General features: G+C 71.4%; 21 protein-coding genes. 10 read left to right on the top strand and 11 right to left on the bottom strand.

Annotated elements, in window-relative coordinates:
• Positions 1 to 82 precede the first annotated feature (82 nt).
• Both ABZY91_RS00105 and ABZY91_RS00100 read right to left on the bottom strand, forming a co-directional pair.
• Positions 83 to 625 (bottom strand): SUKH-4 family immunity protein, encoded by a 543-nt coding sequence (locus tag ABZY91_RS00105; protein ID WP_355398516.1) that lies wholly within the window; start codon positions 623 to 625, stop codon positions 83 to 85.
• Positions 626 to 686: 61 nt separating this feature from the next.
• Entirely contained in the window at positions 687 to 854 is a 168-nt protein-coding gene (locus ABZY91_RS00100; RefSeq protein ID WP_355398514.1) for a hypothetical protein, read from the bottom strand.
• A gap of 97 nt (positions 855 to 951) precedes the next feature.
• Here ABZY91_RS00100 and ABZY91_RS00095 point away from each other — a divergent pair, with 97 nt between their 5' ends.
• The 8 genes from ABZY91_RS00095 (at position 952) to ABZY91_RS00060 (ending at position 7,576) form a co-directional block, all read left to right on the top strand.
• Positions 952 to 1,137, top strand: coding sequence for a hypothetical protein (locus ABZY91_RS00095; RefSeq protein WP_355398512.1), 186 nt, complete (start codon positions 952 to 954; stop codon positions 1,135 to 1,137).
• Positions 1,138 to 1,245: 108 nt separating this feature from the next.
• The gene (locus tag ABZY91_RS00090) at positions 1,246 to 2,097 is read left to right on the top strand and encodes a hypothetical protein (protein WP_355398510.1); all 852 of its coding nucleotides are present in this window, start codon (positions 1,246 to 1,248) and stop codon (positions 2,095 to 2,097) included.
• Between the two features lie 25 nt (positions 2,098 to 2,122).
• The gene (locus ABZY91_RS00085) at positions 2,123 to 4,657 is read left to right on the top strand and encodes a Helicase associated domain protein (protein WP_355398508.1); all 2,535 of its coding nucleotides are present in this window, start codon (positions 2,123 to 2,125) and stop codon (positions 4,655 to 4,657) included.
• Positions 4,654 to 5,058 (top strand): hypothetical protein, encoded by a 405-nt coding sequence (locus ABZY91_RS00080; RefSeq protein WP_355398506.1) that lies wholly within the window; start codon positions 4,654 to 4,656, stop codon positions 5,056 to 5,058. Before ABZY91_RS00085 ends, ABZY91_RS00080 begins: the two co-directional genes overlap by 4 nt.
• Positions 5,055 to 5,378 carry a helix-turn-helix transcriptional regulator gene (locus ABZY91_RS00075; RefSeq protein WP_355398504.1) on the top strand — a complete coding sequence of 108 codons (324 nt, stop codon included), beginning with the start codon at positions 5,055 to 5,057 and terminating at the stop codon, positions 5,376 to 5,378. The genes ABZY91_RS00080 and ABZY91_RS00075 overlap by 4 nt, the downstream gene beginning before the upstream one ends.
• A gap of 50 nt (positions 5,379 to 5,428) precedes the next feature.
• Positions 5,429 to 5,785 (top strand): hypothetical protein, encoded by a 357-nt coding sequence (locus ABZY91_RS00070; RefSeq protein WP_355398502.1) that lies wholly within the window; start codon positions 5,429 to 5,431, stop codon positions 5,783 to 5,785.
• Between the two features lie 125 nt (positions 5,786 to 5,910).
• On the top strand, positions 5,911 to 6,678 hold the full coding sequence (locus tag ABZY91_RS00065) for a hypothetical protein (protein ID WP_355398500.1): 768 nt from the start codon (positions 5,911 to 5,913) through the stop codon (positions 6,676 to 6,678).
• Between the two features lie 31 nt (positions 6,679 to 6,709).
• On the top strand, positions 6,710 to 7,576 hold the full coding sequence (locus ABZY91_RS00060; protein WP_355398498.1) for a hypothetical protein: 867 nt from the start codon (positions 6,710 to 6,712) through the stop codon (positions 7,574 to 7,576).
• Positions 7,577 to 7,654: 78 nt separating this feature from the next.
• Here the strand turns inward: ABZY91_RS00060 and ABZY91_RS00055 are convergent, their stop codons facing one another.
• A complete protein-coding gene (locus ABZY91_RS00055; protein ID WP_355398496.1) occupies positions 7,655 to 9,286 on the bottom strand; it encodes a 3'-5' exonuclease in 1,632 nt (543 codons plus the stop codon).
• Positions 9,287 to 9,484: 198 nt separating this feature from the next.
• Between ABZY91_RS00055 and ABZY91_RS00050 the strand changes: the two genes are divergently transcribed.
• Both ABZY91_RS00050 and ABZY91_RS00045 read left to right on the top strand, forming a co-directional pair.
• On the top strand, positions 9,485 to 9,877 hold the full coding sequence (locus tag ABZY91_RS00050; protein WP_355398494.1) for a hypothetical protein: 393 nt from the start codon (positions 9,485 to 9,487) through the stop codon (positions 9,875 to 9,877).
• Between the two features lie 65 nt (positions 9,878 to 9,942).
• The gene (locus ABZY91_RS00045; protein WP_355398492.1) at positions 9,943 to 10,503 is read left to right on the top strand and encodes a hypothetical protein; all 561 of its coding nucleotides are present in this window, start codon (positions 9,943 to 9,945) and stop codon (positions 10,501 to 10,503) included.
• A 217-nt stretch (positions 10,504 to 10,720) separates the two neighbouring features.
• Here the strand turns inward: ABZY91_RS00045 and ABZY91_RS00040 are convergent, their stop codons facing one another.
• From ABZY91_RS00040 to ABZY91_RS00005, 8 genes are all read right to left on the bottom strand, one after another.
• Positions 10,721 to 11,281: a GNAT family N-acetyltransferase gene (locus ABZY91_RS00040; protein ID WP_355398856.1), complete on the bottom strand. Its 561-nt coding sequence runs from the start codon at positions 11,279 to 11,281 to the stop codon at positions 10,721 to 10,723.
• Complete coding sequence (locus ABZY91_RS00035) at positions 11,278 to 11,862, bottom strand: hypothetical protein (RefSeq protein WP_355398866.1); 585 nt, start codon at positions 11,860 to 11,862, stop codon at positions 11,278 to 11,280. Before ABZY91_RS00035 ends, ABZY91_RS00040 begins: the two co-directional genes overlap by 4 nt.
• A gap of 233 nt (positions 11,863 to 12,095) precedes the next feature.
• The gene (locus ABZY91_RS00030; RefSeq protein WP_355398490.1) at positions 12,096 to 12,788 is read right to left on the bottom strand and encodes a transposase; all 693 of its coding nucleotides are present in this window, start codon (positions 12,786 to 12,788) and stop codon (positions 12,096 to 12,098) included.
• Positions 12,789 to 13,284: 496 nt separating this feature from the next.
• Positions 13,285 to 14,355 carry a hypothetical protein gene (locus tag ABZY91_RS00025; protein WP_355398488.1) on the bottom strand — a complete coding sequence of 357 codons (1,071 nt, stop codon included), beginning with the start codon at positions 14,353 to 14,355 and terminating at the stop codon, positions 13,285 to 13,287.
• A 327-nt stretch (positions 14,356 to 14,682) separates the two neighbouring features.
• The gene (locus ABZY91_RS00020) at positions 14,683 to 14,928 is read right to left on the bottom strand and encodes a hypothetical protein (RefSeq protein WP_355398486.1); all 246 of its coding nucleotides are present in this window, start codon (positions 14,926 to 14,928) and stop codon (positions 14,683 to 14,685) included.
• A gap of 52 nt (positions 14,929 to 14,980) precedes the next feature.
• The gene (locus ABZY91_RS00015; protein ID WP_355398484.1) at positions 14,981 to 18,535 is read right to left on the bottom strand and encodes a DEAD/DEAH box helicase; all 3,555 of its coding nucleotides are present in this window, start codon (positions 18,533 to 18,535) and stop codon (positions 14,981 to 14,983) included.
• Positions 18,520 to 19,413 (bottom strand): hypothetical protein, encoded by an 894-nt coding sequence (locus tag ABZY91_RS00010; protein WP_355398482.1) that lies wholly within the window; start codon positions 19,411 to 19,413, stop codon positions 18,520 to 18,522. The genes ABZY91_RS00015 and ABZY91_RS00010 overlap by 16 nt, the downstream gene beginning before the upstream one ends.
• 116 nt (positions 19,414 to 19,529) lie before the next feature.
• Positions 19,530 to 19,715, bottom strand: a 186-nt coding sequence (locus tag ABZY91_RS00005) for a hypothetical protein (RefSeq protein ID WP_355398480.1), incomplete at its 5' end; no start/stop codon positions are given.

Raw genomic sequence — 19,715 nt, 5'->3', positions numbered from 1 at the left:
TAGATAGGCGACACCTGGCCGCGACGGTTGACACCGAGGTCTGCAGGCGGGCTGTTTCAGACGCCAACGTAGTTGCAGGTGATTACCAGAGCCAGCGAGCGAGGAACTCGGCCCAGATGTAGCCGATGTAGCCGTCGAAGGCGTGAGGGTCGATCTTCTTGAGCTCGTCCGCGAGCAGGCCCAGTTCGGCGAGAGCCTCCTCCTCTTGGTCGTCCGGATCGCTGAGGATGTCCGACTGGCTGACGCGCAGACCGTAGTGGTGCAGGCTCTGCAACCACAAGTGGATGGAGGAGTTGGCGAACCATGCCTCGCCCCGGGGCAAGACGTAGTAGACCGTCCCCGTCTCGGGTTCGACGCCGAAGGACCACTGCAGACCGGGCGGGAGATTGCCATGGTGGTTCTGGGTAAGCCGGTAGAGCGAACCGCGGGACGTCGTTTGGAGTGCGGGCTCTGCTTCGGTCTGCAGGGAGACGTACTCGATCAACTGGTCGACAATGGGGATTCCGACGTCGATCAGCAGCGTCTTCTGGTCCTCGGGGATCTGCCACCCCGCCACGCGGCCGGGCTCGGCTTTCGTCACATTCGCTACTCCGGCCCAGGTTGTGAGCTCGTCGTACGTCGTCATCACGGACACCTTCCTGGATCTGGGTAGGAGCGTGCGGACGTTACCAAATGGGGCTGACAGGTCAGCGGCTCCGCTGAGGAGCACGCGTCAGGACCAGGAAGTCCGGGGTGTGCTCGCGCCGTTGTCCGTCCCCGTTGCCGAAGGTGAGCCGCAGCGGCTGCGGAAGGATCTCGCGCACCTCGCCGACGAAGTCCAGGGCCGTGGGGACGGGCCACGCCGTCGAGGACACCACCCTCCAGTGCCTTCAGGTCCGCGGGAGGGTCGCGGCGCCGCCGACCCCCCGCGGCCGCCGCTGACTCTGTTGCACTGTCCCAGGAGGCACCCCGATGCGCAGGAAGTTCGACTTCAACGTCGAGACCCGCACCACCACCTGCCGGACCTGCTGGCGCTCCGGCTCGGACACGGCCACCGAGGAGGAGGCCAAGGTCTGGCACGCCGGCCACCACTGCCCGCCCCCGGCCCCGGAGGGCGACGCGAAAATCCTCCCGATACGCCCCGGGCAGCCGCGATAAGCCGATGATCACACTAAGTGTCATCCTTGCCGCTCAGGGTTGCGCCCTCGTGGACCGGCTTGCCATAATTAGCAAGCCAGTTGCTATCCATGGCAAGGAGAATGAGCCGTGCTCCCCGTGCTTCCCTCGCATCTGCCCTACGTCGAAGGCCTCGTCCACAGCACCTCCACGGTCCAGGAGATCCCGGCTTTCCACCTCGGGCTGACACCCCTGCAGACGTTCTGCCAGGTCCCCGTCCTCAAGAACCTCGACGGTCACCTGCCCGCCGACGCCGACCCCGCCGACGCCCGCCCCGGCCTGTGCACCCACTGCCTCGACGCCCTGGAGGAGTACCGCCGGCTGACCTCCACCACCAAGCGGGCCGTACTGACCTGGAACGAGGCCCTCAACCCCGGCGGACGCCGCACGGCAGAGCTCGTACGTGCAGCCCTCAACGCCCGCGAACACCTCTTCCTGATCAACCACCGGCTGCACACCGCCCCCGAGGACCAGCGCGCCGACACCCTGCTCGCCCTGCTCGGCCACGTCTCCGACGCTCAGAAGGAGTTCGACGCTTTGGCCGACGAACTCGTCCTCGCCCTGCGCGACGTCTGCACCCCCGCCCCCTCCTGGGCTCGCATGGGCCAGCGCCTCGGCGTCACGGACAGCGCGGTCCGCAACCGCTACGCCCGCGGCTCCTTCGCCCACCCCGAACGCCTCCAGCTGTGCACCATCGGCGGCACCGGCTGCGGCGAGCTCCGCCCGGCCACCCGACCCGGCGGCGTCGACCCCTGGAAGCACCACGACCTCGACCACGAAGGCAACCCCGAGCTGCCGCAGGGCGACGACGACAACGACAATCCCCGGACCCATTCCGTCGACAGCGTCCGGATCCTGGGCGAGGGCGTCGACATCGGGGCCGTCGACGCGCCCCCCTTCACCAGCCCCAGGAACACCCCCGGCGACGAGAACAACGGCTGACCCGTACGGAAGAGGAACCCTGACCGTGGACACGTCCTCCACCACCGCGCAGACCCCCGAGCGAGAGCTGGGCGAGTCGGCCCGCGCGCTGCCGAAGCCGGCCCGCCGCCGCGGCGCCCCGCAGATCACCGTCACCAGGCTGCGGGACTACCAGAAGAGACTCGCCACCGCCGCGTGCCGGGAGGTGAAGAACGGCGGCCGCGCCACGGTCGAGATGACCTGCGGCTCCGGCAAGACCGCCGTGTCGGCCGAGTGCGCCCGCCGACTCGCCCGCTACGGCCGTGTCCTCGTCCTCGTGCCCACCATCGAACTGCTGGAGCAGACGGCCAATGCCTGGAGCACCCGCTTCGGCCGCCGCGGCCTGGCCGTCGCGGCGTGCTCGCGCGACGAGGCCCTGGAACGCGCCGAGGCCGGCGGCCACATCGAGGCCGAGGTCACCACCGACGCCGCCCGCCTCGCCGACCTCCTCGCCTCCGTCCGCGGAAGCGGCGGCAACGAGGCGCTGATCGTCTCGGACAAGCCCGACCAGCCGATGACCGTCTACGCGACCTACGCCTCCCTGGAACGCCTCGTCCGCGCTCACAGGGACTTCGGCCTGCCCGCCTGGGACCTGGTCGTCATCGACGAGGCCCACCGCACCGCGGGCGCCGTCGACAAGCCGTGGGCGGCCATCCACGAGGACGACAAGGTCCCGGCCCTGCGCCGCCTCTACTTCACCGCCACCCCCCGCATCGCCGCCCCGCGCTCCGGCTCCGACGACCTGAACGACCTGGTCGTCGGCACGGCGGCGCCCGCCCTGTACTCCATGGACGACCAGCGGGTCTTCGGCAAGCCCATCACCCCCTACACCTACGTCCAGGCCCAGGACGAGGGCTGGGTCGCGGACTACCGGGTGCTGGTGCCGGTCGTCACCGACGAGGACCTGGCGAACCTGCTGATGCTGCCGGCCGTCGCGGACCTGCGTTCCCAGCGGACCAACGAGGACCTGCAGCGCCTCGCCCTCCAGGTCGCCGTGCTGCGCGCGGTCGCCGACCTCGGGCTGCGGCGCGTCATCACCTTCCACTCGCGCATCAGTTCCGCCCGGAAGTTCTCCGGCACCCTCCTGGAGACCGCGGACCTGCTCGTCGACAAGGCGCGCCAGGCCGCCGGTGACCCGCTCGCCGACTGGGCCCGGCCCGAGCGGCTGTGGACCGCGGCCATCGCCGGCAACGACCGCCTCAAGGACCGCCGTGCGGCGTTCAGCCGCTTTTCCGCCCACACCGGCGAGGACGGCGAGGAGTGCGGCATCCTCTGCAACGCGAGGCTCCTGGGCGAGGGCATCGACATCGAGGCCGTCGACGCGGTCGTCTTCGCGGACCCCAAGTCGAGCGAGATCGACATCGTGCAGGCCTTCGGCCGGGCCGTGCGGCAGAAGCCGCAGCAGGGCAAGATCGCCTACATCATCGTGCCCGTCTACCTGCCCACGCCGGACGCCGAGACCGACGGCAGCGAGGCGGACGACCTCGCCACCTCCGACCCCGCCGACGTCATCGAGGCCGGCGCGGCTGTCCAGGCCGAGGCCGAGGATGCGATCACCGCCAGCCCGTTCAGGCCGATCCTTCAGGTGCTGCGCGCCCTGGCCTCCGTGGACTCCCGGGTGGTCGGCCGTATCACCGAACTGCGTACCCGCCGTGCCGGTACGAGCGGCCCGCGCACCCTGCCGAAGGCCGGAGCCAACCCGCAGGCCGCCACCGACGGCGCTGACGGCGACCTCCTGGACGAGGCGCTGGAGGAATCGCCGGTCAGCTGGCTGCGGATCGACGCCGGAGACCACGAAGACGAGATCCTGCGCGCCCTGAAGCTGCGTGCGTTCTCGCCCCGTGCCCAGGAGTGGGAGCGCCTGTACAGGATCGCCGCAGCCTTCCACACCGAGCACGGCCACCTGGACGTCACCGACAAGGAGAAGCACCGCGAGCTCATCATCTGGCTCGACCAGCAGCGCTACCTCAACGCCTCCGGCACCATGGCCCCCGCCCGGAAGACGGAGCTCAACGAGATCGGCATGATCTGGTCCAAGCACGCCAACGCCTGGGAACGCGGCCTCGCCTACGCCCTCGTCTTCCACCGCCAGGAAGGACACCTGGCGATCCCGAGCACCCACACCATCGACGGCTACAAGGTGGGCGCCTGGATGGGACGCCAGCGGCTCAACCCGGACGCACTCACCGCCGACCAGCGCGCCCGCCTGGACAAGCTGGACCCGCTGTGGCGCCAGGACCTGGACTGGAACCGCTCGGCCCGCCGCTACGCCGCCTACCTCGCCGCCGGCGGGACCGTCGAAGGCCCCGTCAACCGCGACGGCCTCGGCAACGACCCGAAGTTCCGCCCCGGAAAATGGCAGGCCAAGCAGGTCGCCGCAGCGAAGGACGGCACGCTCGACGCCCAGCAGATCGCCGTCCTGCGGTTCCTCGGCATCCTGCCGTCCAACGCCGGCACGGCGCCGATCAACCCGCTCGCCCTCGCGCCCGCGACCGCCGGGCGCACCGGAAACGAGGACGAGGCCGGGGGAGCGGGGGAGTGAACCGGGACCTCAACGCCAGCGACTCCGAGGCGTGGCGGGCCATGGCCCGGGAAGTGCTCCGGGCCTTCGACCTCGACATGACCCCGCCCCGCGGCATGGGCGCCGAGCAGCGGAGCAAGGCCATGGCGGCGCACATCGAGCGCGGCCGTGAACTCCTGGACGAGATCATCGACCGGCACGTCGCCGCCGCGCGCACCGCCGTGGGCCGGGCCTGGCGCCGCCGCAGGGCGCAGCGCGGCGTCTACGCGGCGGCCTTCGACGAGGCCGCCGCGTACGCCCGGGCGGTCCGGGACGGCCGGGACAGGAACCTCCCAACCCCGGTCCTGTTCAGCCGGGGCGGACTGCCGCTCCTCGACCGCCACACCCACGACCGCACCGCGCTCTCGGAGCCGATGCGGTGACCGGGAAGGAATCCGACGCGGAGCAGCGCCGGGCCTTCGCCGAGCGCATCCGCTCGGCGCGCCGCGCCGCCGGGCACCCCCAGAGCCGGATCGCCGCCGCCCTGGGCGTGCCCCGGTCCGCTGTCAGCGACATCGAACACGCGCGGCGCGGCGTGAACGCGGTCGAACTGCGCCGGCTCGCCGCCGAGCTGGGCGTCACCGCGGACTGGCTCGTCGGCACCGACGACCCCGGCCCCTTCACCAGACTCCACCTGGCTGACCGGCGCTCCGTCGAGCTGTACGCCGACTACCTGCGCTGGCGCCGCACAGCGACGACCTGACTTCCCCACCGACCGCCCAGGGCGCACCACCCGCGCGATCGGACAACGCCATGACCTACGAACCGTCCAAGGAGATTCCAGTGGACAGCCCGTACCCGACCCAATCCGACATCCTGGCAGCCGCTGCGTTCCTCAGTGATCGTTCCCTCAGCCTCGCCAGGGACTCGGACTTCCGCTCCGAGGCCTACCGCGTACCCACCGCAATGGAGTTTCTCGTCCAGCAACTGGTGGCTGACCTTCTGACCGACCTGGCTACCCACTCCGGCAAGCCCCTTCCCGAAGACGCCGTGCGGCGCTGGAACTGCCTGGCCGACGCCCTCGGCCCCTGGGAGGACCAGCCGGGCTACGACAAGGTGCGCTTGCGCCGGATCCCTTCCCGACCCGACGCCGGGAATACCCGAACCTGACCCTTCAGCGCCTGCTTCACCTCAAAAAAGGCCCGCTTCTGCTGCAGGCCGACCCGCCGCTCAGCCAGGCCGACGTTTGTGCGCACAGCGCCGGCCACACCCGCCACCACCCAAGGGGGACGCCGATGACCGATACCGCCGACCCGCCTTCCACCCACTCCGCCTGGCCGACCGTGTGGGGCGAGGGCCTGCACAGCCGCACCGCCCTGCTGTTCTGGCTCGTCCTCAGGGCCCAGAGCGACCACGACGCGCAGGCCCTCGTCGCCGCGTTCGAAGCCGACATCCTGGACATCGCCCACCACCTCAACGACGTGATGCTGGGCATGGACCGGGGCCACGGCGAGGACTACGCCCGCGGCTGGAACGCGGCGAACAAGGCCCTGTACGACAAGCTGGGACCGCGCATCGACGAACTCCGCGACCAGATCCGCGACTGGCAGCAGGGCCGCGGTACCCGCCTGGCCAACCAGACGCCCCACACCTGGACCCGGGACGGCATCACCGCCGGCGAACTGCTGCACACCGCCCTGCCCCTGTACGCCGAACTCGCCGGAGTACGGCCCTTCGACCTGGAGCTGACCACCACCATCGCGGACACGCTGGCCACAGCGATCGCCGACGACGCCACCACCTACACCGCCCGGCTGCGCGCCTTCACGGCCGCCCACCGCCGCCGGATCGAGGTGCTGCTGGCCGACTACGGCCCCGGCAGCAGCCACGACCGGCCCGGCGGCCGGTTCCAGCTCGCCCGGCAGCCGGAGCTCCTGCCCGTGCTGGAGCGGCTGCACACCGAACCGCTGAGCCTGCTCGGGGCGGTCGAGGACGTCCTGCCCGCCACCCTGCTGCTGGACCTGGCCGCAGCCTGGGGCATCTACCTGCCCGAGCGTCCCTGACCCTGCCCGCACCCTCACCCCGGAGCGCACCGTGACGACACAGCCGTCCGTCGTACCCACCGCGCTGAACGCCACCGCCCAGCCCCGCCCGCTGCTGCTGTTCGACATCGACGGCGTCCTGTCGCCCTACGGCTACGGCGACGCCGCGAACCTCCCCGGCTACACCACCCACCCGGTCAGCCCCCAGGCCTGGAAGGACTACCCGGCCTACCCCAAGCCCAAGTACCACTGGCTACACCTCAATCCCGAGATCGGCGCCCGCCTGGAGGCCCTGCCGATGGACCTCACCATGGTCGGCCCCTGGCAGCCGGAGGAGCTCGAAGAGCTGCTCCCGGCAGCCGGTCTGACCCGTCTGCCCGGATGTATCCCTGTGCAGGACCGGTCGTTGTTCGCCCGCCCGGACGACCCGGGCAGGTCCCCGTGGGACCCGGCGGACACGATCCGCGACCGGAGCAGGGACGTGATCGCCGCCACCCGCCTGGAGCGCGCCGGCGCCGACCTGCCGTTCGCGTGGCTCGCGGCCGGCTTCCCCGTGAACCTGCAGCGCGACCTGTCCCGTGACCACGGTGCGCCGGTGCTCCTCCACGTGGTGGACCCGCGCACCGGACTCACCGAGGCCGACTTCGCCGCACTCACCCAGTGGGCCGCCGAGGTGGCCGCCCGCCCGCCGGCTCCGGAGCTGAAGCTGCTCCGGTGCCGTGATTGCGGGGAACGCTCGTCCATCGTGGTCGACGGCCGTCGCGAGGACCGGACCCACGAGATGTGCGGGAGTTGCTGCGAGTGCTACTGCCCCGACCCGCAGTCGGACGGCGGCGACCGCTTCCAGCCCTGCGGTGACCTGGAGCGCGAGCGCTGCCGGGACTGTGGCTGGTGCGCGACCTGCGGCTGCGGCTGCTGAAGCCGAATCGGCGAGGCCTCCCGGGAGCCGGGAGGCCCCGCCGCTGAATTCTTGGAGCCTGCGCACCCTACCGTCGCTTCAGGGCCCGCCCGGACCGGCCGGGGTGATGGTGACCAGACCCCTGCCCTCGGCGATCGAGAGCAGGACGTCGCGTGCCGCCTGTGCGTCGCCCAGAGCGCGGTGGGGACCGTAGAGCTTGTAGTCCCGGTGGACCTCCCACACCGACCGGGCGTTCATCAGGCACCACCAGGAGGCCTTCTCCGCGAGGCGGCCCGGGCGGCGGCCGACCGCGCGGGTGTGGTCGGCGATCACGCCCAGGTCGAAGCTGCTGTTGTAGGCGAGCAGCCGCCTGCCGCGGGTGATCCGGCGCAGCTTCGGCAGGATCTCCTCCCAGGTGGGGCAATCGGCGACCATCGCGTCGGTGATGCCGTGGATGTGGGTGGCGTGGTTCGGTGTCTGCGGGTTGATCAGCTGGTTCAGCCGGGTCTTGCCGGTGTGGGCGTCGATCACCGCGATCTCGCACACCCGTGCGTCGTAGAGGCGGGTGGTCTCGGTGTCGATCACCAGCCCGGCGCCCGGAGCCGACACCTCCCGGGCGGTCAGCAGCGTCTTCAGCCGGACGTCCTTCAAGCACAGTCCTCGGGCGAGGGTCTCCAGCTCGGCGCTGCCGTCGGCGGCGGCGAGGAGCAACTGCCGGGTCAGCAGCAGTTCGTCCTGCGGCGAGCAGGCGATGCTCCAGGTGTCCTGCACGTTGTCGTGGAGCAGGTGCACCGGCACCTGGTGCTGCTCGGCCACCATGGTCGCAAGGCGGCGGGCGAGCTCGGCCCGGCTGGGCTTCTTCTTGGCGTGGGCGCGCAGGGCGGAGGTCCGGCCCGGCGGGACGGCCCGCACGGCCTCCCAGTCCACCCCGCCGCGTTCACGCAGCGCGAGGACGTCGGCGGTCCGGTAGAGCCTGACCTCCACGGTGCGTACCGTGCCCGCCCGCTTGGACCACGAGCCCGCCGGCTCCAACCAGCCGGCAGCCAGGACGTACGGAAAGTCCCGGGTGTAGCTGATGTCGAGAAGGTCCGCCGCGCGTTCCCCGGGGATCAGGCGCCGCCCCTCCACCAGTTCGGCGAGTTCGGTGTCCGCCGCCAGCGCTTCGACTGCGGCGACGGCCCATCGGCCGAGGTGCCCGGACACCGTGCCGCGCTGCTCGGCGGCCCACGTGAACTCGTTCTCGGTCTCCGCCCAGGGGCAGGCCTTCGCTGCGCCGGCGGTGGACAGCGAGGCCTCGATCCAGGCGGTGCGCTCGCCGACGACGGCGGCAAGGGCGGCCGTGTCCGTCCACTGTTCGGCCTCCAGCGCACCGTAGGTGGGGTGCCCCTCGAAGGTGCCGAGGCGCCGGAGCAGACCCTGGTCGGCCAGGACCGGCACGTCCTCGGGAGCGACGGCCGCCACACCGGTCACCTGGCGCAGCGTCTCGGCGATCCTGCGGGCGCCGAGCGGGCGCAAGGCGTCGAGGCGGGGCAGCAGCTCGGGCAGTTCGGTGCACAGTTGGTGGACGACGGCCGCCGACCAGCGGCCGCGCTCCGTGTCGGCGACCGGGATGATCCCGGCGTTGCGTCCGAGGTCCCAGAGGTAGCGGTTGATTCCGGCGGCGTCGGCTGCCTGGTAGGGGCCGTGGTCGGCGCGTTCGTGCGCGGGGGCGGTCTGGGCGGGGGCGGTCATGTTCGGTGGTCCTCCCGTTCGGCGGCGTGACACACAGCACACATTCAGAACATTTGACCTATTAAGCATCAAATGCCTACGAACACAGGCTAATTGAGTCCGCCGACAGTGCGAGGCAACCACGGAACGCGGCCACGCGGGTGGCGGCGGCGGCCCCTAAAGTGGGCACTTGGCACACCAGGGATTCGGGGAGGCGCAGTGAGCCGCCGCAGGATCGATGACGGACGCCACGGCATCCGGCACCGGGAGGACGTCGGCGCGTCCGTCCTCGCTGGCGAGCAGCGCACCGAGACCGTTTGCGAGTGCGGCCTCGTCACCGGCGACTTCGCCGGCCACCTCGCCCACGCCCACGCCGTCGAGCACATCCCGGGCCCGGCCTGGTTCCCCGTCGGCGCGCGACTTACCGCCATGCTCCTCGGCGGCGTCGCACTGCTCCTCGGACTGATGGCCTTCGCCGACTCCGCGCTCTCCGGAACCGCGCGCACCGTCGTCCTCGGGCTTTCGCCCGTGACCGTCTTCGCCCTGATGATGGGCGCCGCCCGCGCGCTGCGCCGCTTCATCGCTCCCCTCGCGCCGGCCGACCGACAGTAGGCTCGCGCGCGCCCCCGCCCCCCGACCGCCCCTGGTCCGATTCCTGTGCGCCGTACGCTGTGCCGGTGAGGAACACCAAGGACTTCAAGGAAGCCGTCGCCGGGACACTGGCGGAGCTCGCTCGCCGTGGCGTGACCGTGCGGCCCGGGGCCGTCGCGGACGTCATCGAGACCAACATGACCACGGTCGCAGCCCGGCTGGGCATCCAGCAGCGCTCCGCCTGGCGCTACTTCGACGCAGCCGCACTGGCCGAGACCATCGCGCAGCAGAACAAGGAGTTCGAGGAGGCCAGCGCGAACAGCGGAGTTGGCGTGGCTCCGATGCCGCCGGTGAACAACCCCGAGCTCGCCATCATCCTGGGCGGCGTACCGGATTCCCTCGCGCAGACCGGCGGCGACCTGTACGCGGTGATCGTCAACGTGGCGGTCAATGCGTGGATGGCCGGCCACATCCACGGCGAGGACGGGTGCGAGGGGTGCGAGGGCAGCCGCGGCCCCTCCGGCCACGACTGGAACGACCGGATGAAGCAGATCATCGCCATGTCGCCGGACATCACCCAGTGGTTCGACCGGGACCGGTGGAACGCCGCACTCCACGACAGCGGCTTCAGCGTCGAACGACGCTGACCGAGCCCGCGAAACGGCGGCGTGCAGGGCCTTCCCCTGCTCCGACTCGCCCCAGTACGGGTAGCCGGTGACGGCGCGGTCAGCTTCTCCTTGGCGTAGAAGATGTCGGTGCGGGCGTCGGCGTTGTCCGGGTAGGCGAGGTAGGCTCCCGTACGGAGCGGGAACGGGTGGCGGTCATGCTGCTCCTGTACTGGTCGGGACGCGGCGGACACTTTGCTCAGCAGCCCTGGTACAGCAGCAGAAGATCGAGCACCGGTGCGTCCGGGGCCGGCTGGTAGGGACCGGCGTAGTGGTAGCCGAGTCGGCGGTAGAGGCGCTGTTCGGGACGGTCTTCGCCGGGCATCGCAAGCAGGGAGGCCCAGTCGGTGGCGAGGGCGTCGACGAGCGCGTGGTGGATGGTGCTGCCGACGCCCCTGCCCTGCCAGGCGGGCAGGACCGCGAGCTCGCACAGTCCCGCGAGCGTGTCGACGGTTGTGACCGGGCTACTGATGGTGGACAGCAGGGTGAGGCCGAACCAGTAGGCGGGGGAGCAGCGGAAGCCGTAGCCGAAGCCGATCGGCGCCCCTTCGCCTGCGGGGTGGGCGGTGACCAGGGTGAAGTGGTCGTGTCGGGTGTGGCCGGTGATCTGGCGGCGCAGCGCGTCGGGGGTGAAGCCGGCGTCGGCGACGTCGTCGTGGCCGGTGTGAGCGGCGGTCCAGATGTCGGTGAGGGTGTCGAGCATGGCGGTGGTGGCCTGCGGGCCGTGGGTGCGGAGGGTGAGGTCGGTGGGGGTGTTCATGTGCTGCTCCCGGAGGCCGGCAGGGCGGTGCGGTAGGCGTCGAGGGCGTCGTGTGTGGTGGGGCCCGGGTGAGTGGCGAGCTGGAGGGCGACCTGTTGCAGGGAGCATTCGAGCCGGGCGGAGCGGATGCTGCGCAGGTGGCCGAGGGCGTTGAGGGCTGCCTCGGTTGCGGCGTCGAGGTCGGGGCTGGGTCCGCGTAGTCGGTGCAGGGCGATGTCGGCGGTGTACAGGGCCCGGTTTCTGGCGTGGCCGGTGCCGAAGTGCATGACGGCCTGCTCGGCGCCGTTTCCGGCTCGGCCGTGCTGTCCGAGGTCGGAGCGGCACAGCGACTCCAGGCCGGCCAGTTCGGCGGGGACGTAGAACTCCAGCCATGGCGGGTAGGCGTCGCGGGGGTCGGCGGCGTAGTGGTGGTGGGCCCGGACCAGGGCGCTCTCGGTCTGGGAGCGGTCGCGCTGCAGGGCCCAGCCGCGGGCCTCGCGCATCGCCAGCAGGGACAGCCAGCGGGGGGAGCCCTCGGTGGCGACGGCCCGTTGGGCGACCTGGGCTGCCGCGACCGCGCACGGTCTTGCGGTCCAGTCCAAGGTGGCGGGCGATGGCGCTGATCGTCCAGCCCTTCCCCAGTAGCCGGTGGACGTCCGCGTAGCGGTGGCGGGTCCGCTCGACCACCTGGGTGCGGGGCAGCTCCAGTGGCGGCAACAGCACCATCGGGGGCTCGGGCGAATCCTCCTCCTCGGCCCGTTTCCGCAGGCAGGAGCGGTGCTGGTGGCAGGTCTTCTCCACCGCTGCGGAGAGGTTCTGCAGCAGGTGCCACCTATCAGCGTCTTCGGTGGCGTCCGGGGCCGCCTGCTTGACCGCCTTGGTGTAGGCCGAGGCCCTGTCCCGGCAGATGATCCTCCGCACCGGGATGCGCCGTGAGCCATGCGGCGAACGTCTCGGACGTCCGGTCGGGCAGAACGTCCACTACCCGCCCGGTCTCGACGTCGACCAGGATTGTCCCGTACCGGCGACCTCGCCGGAAGGCGAACTCGTCCACGCCGAGCACCCGTGGAGCCCGCTCCGGCACTGGCGGGGCCTCCAGCAGTTCCAGCAGGGGGGTCCGGCCGGCCGCCAGGTGGAGCTTGCGGCAGAGCCGTGCGCCGGCCCGGCCGCCCAGCTCGACGGCAACCGCGCGCAGCACTTCCTTCAACCCGAGACTGGACCTTCGATGACGTTCTGTCAGCCGGTCGACCTGCTCGACGAACGTCGTCCGTCCGCACGACCGGCGGTCGCAGAAGAACCGGAGAACCCTGAGTCGGACGGCCAACTTGCTTCCGCCCAGCGGCTGTTCGGCCAGAGTCCGCCGGTACGTCGAATGGACCCGGGCCGCCTTCCGTCCGCATGACGGGCAGCGACCGGGCGGTCCACACGCGACCGCGTCGGCGAAGAGCACCTCCTCGGTCGCGGTCACACCCTCCAACCGCACAGCGATCCCGGGAAACGGAACATCCTCGACCGAGCAGACCCCCATGAACGAGAGCTGCCCAGGGCGAACGTTCCTGCATTCACGCCCCGACCTGGGGATTCACGCAGATCCGGGCAGAGCCCTCTTGGTGGAGCTCGTGAACGACAACCGCCACTACAACAGCAAGCGGCCACCAACCGAGCACCACGGCATCCAGCACGGCAATCATGGGGGAGATCCTGCCATGAGACCCAGACGGGCTTCTCGGCCCGTGGCCGGTGCGGGCGGTCGTTCGAAGCAGCAGCAGCCGGTAGCGGGTGCACCCGTGGTGCCGTCCTGGGCCGGATGCACGCCAAGCCGCAGAGCGCCACCGTGGACCCGCGCCGGGGACCGTTCCATATCAAACCCACGCCGTACCCGGCCCCGCTGGCTCGGCGCCGACTCCCCCCACCGCGGTGAGAACCTTCTGTTCAGCCCACCAGCTGACCGTCCCCCGCCGAGGCGAGGAGCGACAATCAGCTGGTGACCGCTTGAACATGGCTTGCTGGCCCCCTCCGCGCCGCTACGGTTTCCGGCACCCGGACGCGGGCCGTCCGACGGTCCACCTGTCCCGGGAGAGTCGTACGAAGGCGCGGTGCGCCCCCATCTCCCGTCGCAGCCGGGCCGCCGACACCGGAACGGCGACTTGGCCGGCCAGGGCATCGCGCAACTCCATGGCGGTCAGCGGCCGGCCGTACCGGGCGAGGCAGCGCGCGGCCGACTGTTCCACGGACGGGAACGCGGTCGCCTCCACCACGGTCAGCGTCCCGCTCAGGTCCGCGTGCTCCTGCCGCGCGTCGGCCACCAGCTGCAGCACCGACTCCGCGACCTCCCAGAGCCCGGACAGTACCGGCCGCCAGCCCGCCGCCAGCCGACCGGTGTGCCACAGGTACCAGAGCGCTCCGGCCACCGCGGCCGCCGTCAGCCCGGGCCGCCGGGACGCGACATCCACGAGCGCGCCGACGCCCGCCACGGTGGCTTCCAGAACACAGCCGGCCAGGAGCACCGCGTTCGCCCCGTTCGCCTCCAGACCCGCCGTCCGCAGCAGCGTCTGCGCCACCGCCAGCGAATCCATCACCGCCAGCCCGAACCGCTCGAACACCCGGTCGCGGGTGAACAGCACACTGGGGCCCAGGAACTCCGCCAACGCCATCGTCGGAGCGTCGTCCGGATCCCCCTGCTGCGCCTTGGGCAGGCCGGGGATCCGGCGCAGGATGTGCCGTGTGCCCGGTGCGAGGTGGTCGCGGATCTCCAGGTCGACCACCCGCACCAGCGGCAGGATGCTCTTCCGAAGCGCGTGCCCTGCCGCGTCGGTCGGCACCCCGAAGGTCTGGGCCATCCTGGGCAGGTGCTCGTCGAGCTCCTCCAGGACATGCGGGGCCACGTATGAAGTCGCGCGCCGGGTGTCCGCGAGGGCGGCCAGCGGGTGGTGGGGGCGGTTGTGCTTGGCCTGGCTGCACGCCTCGATCAGGAGGGCATTCGTGTCCAGCACCGCCAGCAGCATCCGCCCGGGCAGCACCGTGGGGTCGATGGCCGTCGGGTGCTGCGGCAGCCTCCCGGGCGCAACGGCCGGGCGGGGAAGTTCGAGGACCATGGCGCCCAGTCTGGCGGTAACCCTCGGGACAAGATAGGACTTTCCGATGCCCGAGCAAGCCGCTCTGCACGCACGCCGATCCGGTCCGTTCCTCGGCCGGCGGGTCAGCCGGTCCCCGCTCCGTCCGCGGTTGGTGGCCCCGTTCGTCACCCGACCCCCCCAGCGGGAGGCGATGATGGCGACGTGGGTGTCCAGGACCGCGTCGATGGCGGCGATCGTGTGCGGCGCCTGTTCAGCGATCACCCGCAGGAGTTCTTCGTGCGCGCGGACGGCCGGGTGTTCATCGGTGCGCGGATCCTGTTCGTCCAGCCCTGGTTCACGTCGCAGTCACGAGGCCACCTCGCTGCTCACGACGTAGCCGTGGTCGGTCTTCGCGATGAGATTCTTCTTCCGCAGCCCCGCCAGCGCCTTCTTGACCCACACGGCACTCGTGTCCGGGTTGAGCGAGGATGTGAGGAGCATCAACAGCACCTCCCGCTCGTCCGACGACATACGCGCCATCGCCGGCAGCGCAGCCGCCGAGATGCGAATCGGTCCGTCGGCGCTCCGGGGAACAACGGTGCCGTCGCTCATGGGAAGTCCCCTTCTGGTTAGGCCAGGCCCGCGTTCGGACCCGGCCTGTTGATTACGGCCATCGGAGCGCCGCGCCAGGCAAGTTCGCGCGGCTGGTGATCAGGTCGCTGCCGCGGAGTCTGTGGTGGAGGTCGAAGCCGCTGTCGAGCATAGCTAGGACGTCGAGGTGGCGATCGGGGGGCACGGTGGCGACGACCTGGCCGTCGATATGGATGCCGATGCTCGCGCTGCCGCTGCTGGGTCGCACCAGGGTGGCAGGTGCATCGCCGATCGGCAGCAGGACGCGGATCTGAACAGTAACGGTGGTGCCGGCCACCAGGTCGTTGACGAGGTTGGAGGGGGTGCGGACGTAGTCGAGGAGGTCGTCGATCTCGTAGGTCGTCGCGCTGTAGGACGTGGCCCAGCCGTCGACGTCCTGGGATGAGAGCCATCCGCGGAGGTCCGCGGGGTGGATTCCGTGGGTGGCGGCGTCGCTGCCGATGGCGTGGGCCAGGCGGCGGGAGGTGATGCCGGAGGTGAGCAGGGTCAGGGCCTGCTCGGTGTCGACGCCGTGCCGCAGGTGCCAGGCCGTCTGGGGGTTGAGCAGCGGCGTTCCCGGTTCGTGCGAGCTGGCTTCGTTCACCAGGTTGATCAGGGCTCCGAGGGTCCAGGACAGGACGTGCTCGAAAGTGCTGCTGATGCAGCGGACAGCCTGTTCCAGCGCCCACTCGGCCGGGATACCGGGCATCCAGGCACGGGCGAGGCGGGGGATGCTCTCCCCGGTCACCCAGCTGCGCACCGCCGCGGTGACGGGGACCTCGACAGGTGATCCCGCGCGCTCGCGGGTGGTGAAGTGCCAGGCCCGGGCGGCTTCGGGAAGGTTGAGGAGCTGCCCGAAGATGTCGTGCTCGGCCAGGAAGTCCAGGGTTCTTTCCAGCGACCACTCCGGTGTCGCGGTGAGCCATGCGGTCGCCGGGTCGGCGGGAGGTTCCTGCGCGTGCTGCTCCGCCAAGGCGCGGGAGAGGTCGCGGGCCAGGCCGTCGAGCAGCCGCGCGGAGTGCAGGCTCGTTCCCGTGGTGGTCCAGCGTCGGGCGCTGTCGGCGTTGGTGCGGTCGTACACCTCGACGACCTTCATGGCGAGGAGGTGCCAGCGCACCGCGACGGCCATGCCGCCATCTTGGTCCATGGCCAGCAGGCGCCACACCGGGGCCAGCCGACCCTGTTCTCCCGACAGGGCCGGGGTCGCGGACTCGGCCTCAAGGAGGAACCACACGAACGCGGCGAAGTCCGCGCTGATGCTGTCGGCGAGGGCGAAGACGGCGTCCGCGTCGTCGCGCAACCGCTCCTCGGCGGCCGCCAGGTCGGCGAGCGCCTCCTCGGTGAGCAGGGCGGAGGCGACGGTGAGCTGGTCGGTGTCGGGGGTGAGGGTGTCGAAGTCGGCGGAGGTCGGCGGGTAGGGGCGGGTCAGCAGGATCCAGCCCTCGCTCTCCCGTCCGGCCCGCCCGGCGCGTCCGACGGCGTTGAGGAGCTCGGCCGCGAGCAGTTGGCGCTGGCCCTCGTAGTGGCGCTGGTCGCCGTCCACGCCGCTGTGGATGATGACGGTGCGCACGGGGAGGTTGACGCCGTCGGTGAGGGTGCTGGTGCTGGCGATGGCCAGCAGCTCGTTCTCGCGCAGGGCGGTTTCGACGGCCTGGAGCACGTCGTCGGGCAGGTCGCCGTGGTGGTAGGCGACGCCGTTGCGGGTGCAGCGAACCAGCGGGTGCTCGGCGCCCAGCGTGTCGGCGAGGTACTCGGTGAGCGCGGCGGCCTCGGGGCGTTCGTCCAGGTGCTCGGCGATGGCCAGGGCGGTGTCGCGGGCGGCCCGCTTGGTGTCGACGACCATGAGGACGCTGCCGGCCTTCGTGAGAGCGGCGGCCCCGGCGGCGAACACCCTGTAGTTCGCGATCCCTCCGGACAGCTTGGTCCGGGCGTTCCACTCCCACGAGTTGACGGCGGCGAACGTGCGCTCCCCGAGCCGGCCGGTGATGAGATGGGCGACCTGGGAGCCGGCGGTGGGCCGCAGGTCCAGGCGCATCGCCACCGGCACGGTGGCCTTGGTCGTCGAGGGCTGCTTCTTGCTGGCGCGCCGGGGCGAGAGTTCGGCCTGGTCCTTGAGCAACGACGGGTAGATCAGGCCATGGAGGCGACGCGGTCCGCGCCAGGTGTCGGTGAAGACCACCTCCTGCGGGGGCCGGTCAGGCTCCAGCCACGACGCCAGCTGGGCCCGATTGCCGACCGCCGCAGACAGCAGTACCAGCCGCACCTCGTACGTGCTCGCAGCCAGGAACGCCAGCAGGCTCTCCAGCACGAAGCCGCGCCGACCCTGCGCGAGGTGGTGGGCCTCGTCAACGACGATCAGCCCGACATCGGCCAACGTCGCCTCGGGGTTGTTGCGGATCATGTGCATGAGCCGCTCCGGAGTCACGATCTCCACATCGTCCGTCAGCGCCCCGTGACCGAAGTCGATCCGGTCGACGGGGAAGTCCGGCCGCTCGGCCGCCAGCCGGTACCCCAGGCCGCGCAGCCGCCCCCGCAGCGCCGCCCTCATCTCCCGCCCCAGGCTACGCATCGGCGAGACGTACAGCACCCGCCCCTCCCGCTGGGCCAGGTGGGAGCAGATCACCAGCTGCGCCATCAGCGTCTTGCCCGCGCTGGTGGGCACGCTGATCAGGCTGCGCGCGGTCGCGGGGTCGACCGGGTTGCCGCGCTCCAGCCGCAGCAGCTCGCGCTGCGGCGGCCACAGGGTCATCACCGGCGGGCTCGACAGGGCGAAGGTCCGTGCCACCGCGCCCGGCGTACCGGCCGGCAGCAGCCGGTAGAGGCTGCTGTCGGCGAGCTCCCCGCTCAGCTCCAGCAGGTGGGCGGCCACCCACGGCGCCAGTCGGTCGCCCTGCCCCACCCGCTGCTCGACGACCGAGACCAGGAGCTCGCGGGCAGCCCGCAGATCCTCGGCCTCCCCGAGGACCAGGTGCAGCTGCAGGTGGTGAACCGCTTCGACGACCGCCTCCGCGGGACCGAACATCGTGCCCGCCAGGGACGTACGGTCTCGCCCCAGCAGCGCCCCGAGTTCGGCGAACTGGCGCCGCCACGTCCGCAGCGCGCCGACCAGCGCGGGCCGGTCCAGACCGAGGAACGCGACACCGGCCTCCACCGCGAGCGTCCCGATGTGCGTAGGAAGGCCGGCCTCGGTGTCCACCAGGTGGGCGACGCGGCGGTAGACGGCAGTCGCGTTCGGGTCCTGCTCGCAGCGCCGGTAGCCGGCCTGGGCGGCGAAGGCGATCTGCAGCCGGTCCGCTGGCGAGCGACGTTCGTCCGCGAGCGCCAGGTCGAGAACGTGCGCGCTGACCGCAAACGCGTGCCGGATCCGCGCCCGGTCGAAGCCCGGAGCCTCGGGGTTCAGGGCGGCCAGCCCGTGCAGCAGCCACGCCGTGCCCACCGTCTCGTCCGCCACCTCGTACTCGGTGCGGAACGCCGCGATCTCCAGCTTGGTGATCGTCTCCAGCAGGGCCTCAGGACTCGGCAGGACACCGTCGGGCCGGTACACACCGAGCGCCGCCGCCAGCACCGCCGGATCTAGAGTGCGCTCCACACGTACCCCCTCACAGCCTGGGCGAAGTCGTCAAGGTCGTCGACCGCCACCACCAGACCCTGCATCGCCCCGGGATGGGTGTGGGTGGGGAAGTGCTTGTGCGCCAACTGGAACGCCCTCCCCTGCGGGATGTTCACGGCGTTCGTCGCCACGCTCACCCCACCGCCGCTCGACGGATGCCCCTCCACCCAGTGCCCCACCAGCCCGCTCACGAACTCTCCGATGTCGGGGTCGAGGAGCCTCCCGCCCCACGACATCTGCGCGAGATAGCGCGAACCGTGCTCGGTCAGCTGCTTCCACGCCCCCGTGATCGTCGGGGTCAGATTCGGCTTAGCACCGGTGTACTTCTTCATCTCCCACAGGCGAAAGACCAGCTCCGGCCCGCCCTCCGCGACCCGGTGGATGATCAGCCCGTCGCCACCGCTGTCGCGCACCTCCATCCCCGGCGCCGACAAGAACTCCACGCTGCGCCCGGCCGGCGGCGGGAGGTCCCGCGTCGTCAGGTACCAGAGCCACTCACCCACGTAGCCGGGCAGGCCGTGGCCCTCGCCGCTGATCGCCGAGGGGGTGCCGAACACGTTGAAGGCGAAGGCGTACACCAGGGTCGAGTCGGTCCCGGTCAGCTTGGTGCCGGCGAGGGTGGCCTCCCGCCAGAGGCTGTAGACCTGGTGCTCGACTCCGGTGCGGGAGGCCATGATCTCGTCGGCGACGATCCAGGCAGCGGCCGCGCGTTTTTCCTCCGCCAGCCCTACGGCGCGGACCAGGCTCCACGGGCATTTCTGCTCAGCTCCGCAGTCCTGCTGCTGAACGAGGTCAGCCAGCCGACCACCGGCCGATCCGGCGTGGAGCAGGGCCTCCGCCGCGGGTATCGACGTCATCGCCGACCGCCCGCCACTGGCGGGGGACAGCTCGCCCGGGCGTCCGACCCCGCCCTCGGGGCCCACTCAACGTTCACCGCGACACCCTATCCCGGACACTGCTGCCCCGCTCAGTCTCACGGCCGCGGCGCCGCAGCGAGCGCCTTTCGGTCGCGGTCCGCGCGCAGGGCCTCGAACACGGCGGACCGGGCCTTCCACTCCGCTGGCGGTTCGGGCTCCACCACGGCGGTGCCGTCCCACCGTGGCCCGGGGACGTACAGCGCGTCCAGCTTGTTGCGCAGGCTCCGCTCGTCGTCCTCGCC

The sequence above is a fragment of the Kitasatospora sp. NPDC002965 genome (assembly GCF_040611255.1).
GTDB lineage: Bacteria > Actinomycetota > Actinomycetes > Streptomycetales > Streptomycetaceae > Kitasatospora.
The sequence above is the reverse complement of the archived record's forward strand: the minus strand, read 5'-3'. Positions and strand labels throughout refer to the sequence as shown.

Excerpts from the sequence above, each read along its gene's own strand:
- ABZY91_RS00105 (WP_355398516.1), bottom strand. The coding sequence starts at position 625 with ATGACGACGTACGACGAGCTCACAACCTGGGCCGGAGTAGCGAATGTG.
- ABZY91_RS00095 (WP_355398512.1), top strand. The coding sequence starts at position 952 with ATGCGCAGGAAGTTCGACTTCAACGTCGAGACCCGCACCACCACCTGC.
- ABZY91_RS00070 (WP_355398502.1), top strand. The coding sequence starts at position 5,429 with ATGACCTACGAACCGTCCAAGGAGATTCCAGTGGACAGCCCGTACCCG.
- ABZY91_RS00065 (WP_355398500.1), top strand. The coding sequence starts at position 5,911 with ATGACCGATACCGCCGACCCGCCTTCCACCCACTCCGCCTGGCCGACC.
- ABZY91_RS00055 (WP_355398496.1), bottom strand. The coding sequence starts at position 9,286 with ATGACCGCCCCCGCCCAGACCGCCCCCGCGCACGAACGCGCCGACCAC.
- ABZY91_RS00040 (WP_355398856.1), bottom strand. The coding sequence starts at position 11,281 with ATGAACACCCCCACCGACCTCACCCTCCGCACCCACGGCCCGCAGGCC.
- ABZY91_RS00030 (WP_355398490.1), bottom strand. The coding sequence starts at position 12,788 with ATGGGGGTCTGCTCGGTCGAGGATGTTCCGTTTCCCGGGATCGCTGTG.
- ABZY91_RS00025 (WP_355398488.1), bottom strand. The coding sequence starts at position 14,355 with ATGGTCCTCGAACTTCCCCGCCCGGCCGTTGCGCCCGGGAGGCTGCCG.
- ABZY91_RS00020 (WP_355398486.1), bottom strand. The coding sequence starts at position 14,928 with ATGAGCGACGGCACCGTTGTTCCCCGGAGCGCCGACGGACCGATTCGC.
- ABZY91_RS00010 (WP_355398482.1), bottom strand. The coding sequence starts at position 19,413 with ATGACGTCGATACCCGCGGCGGAGGCCCTGCTCCACGCCGGATCGGCC.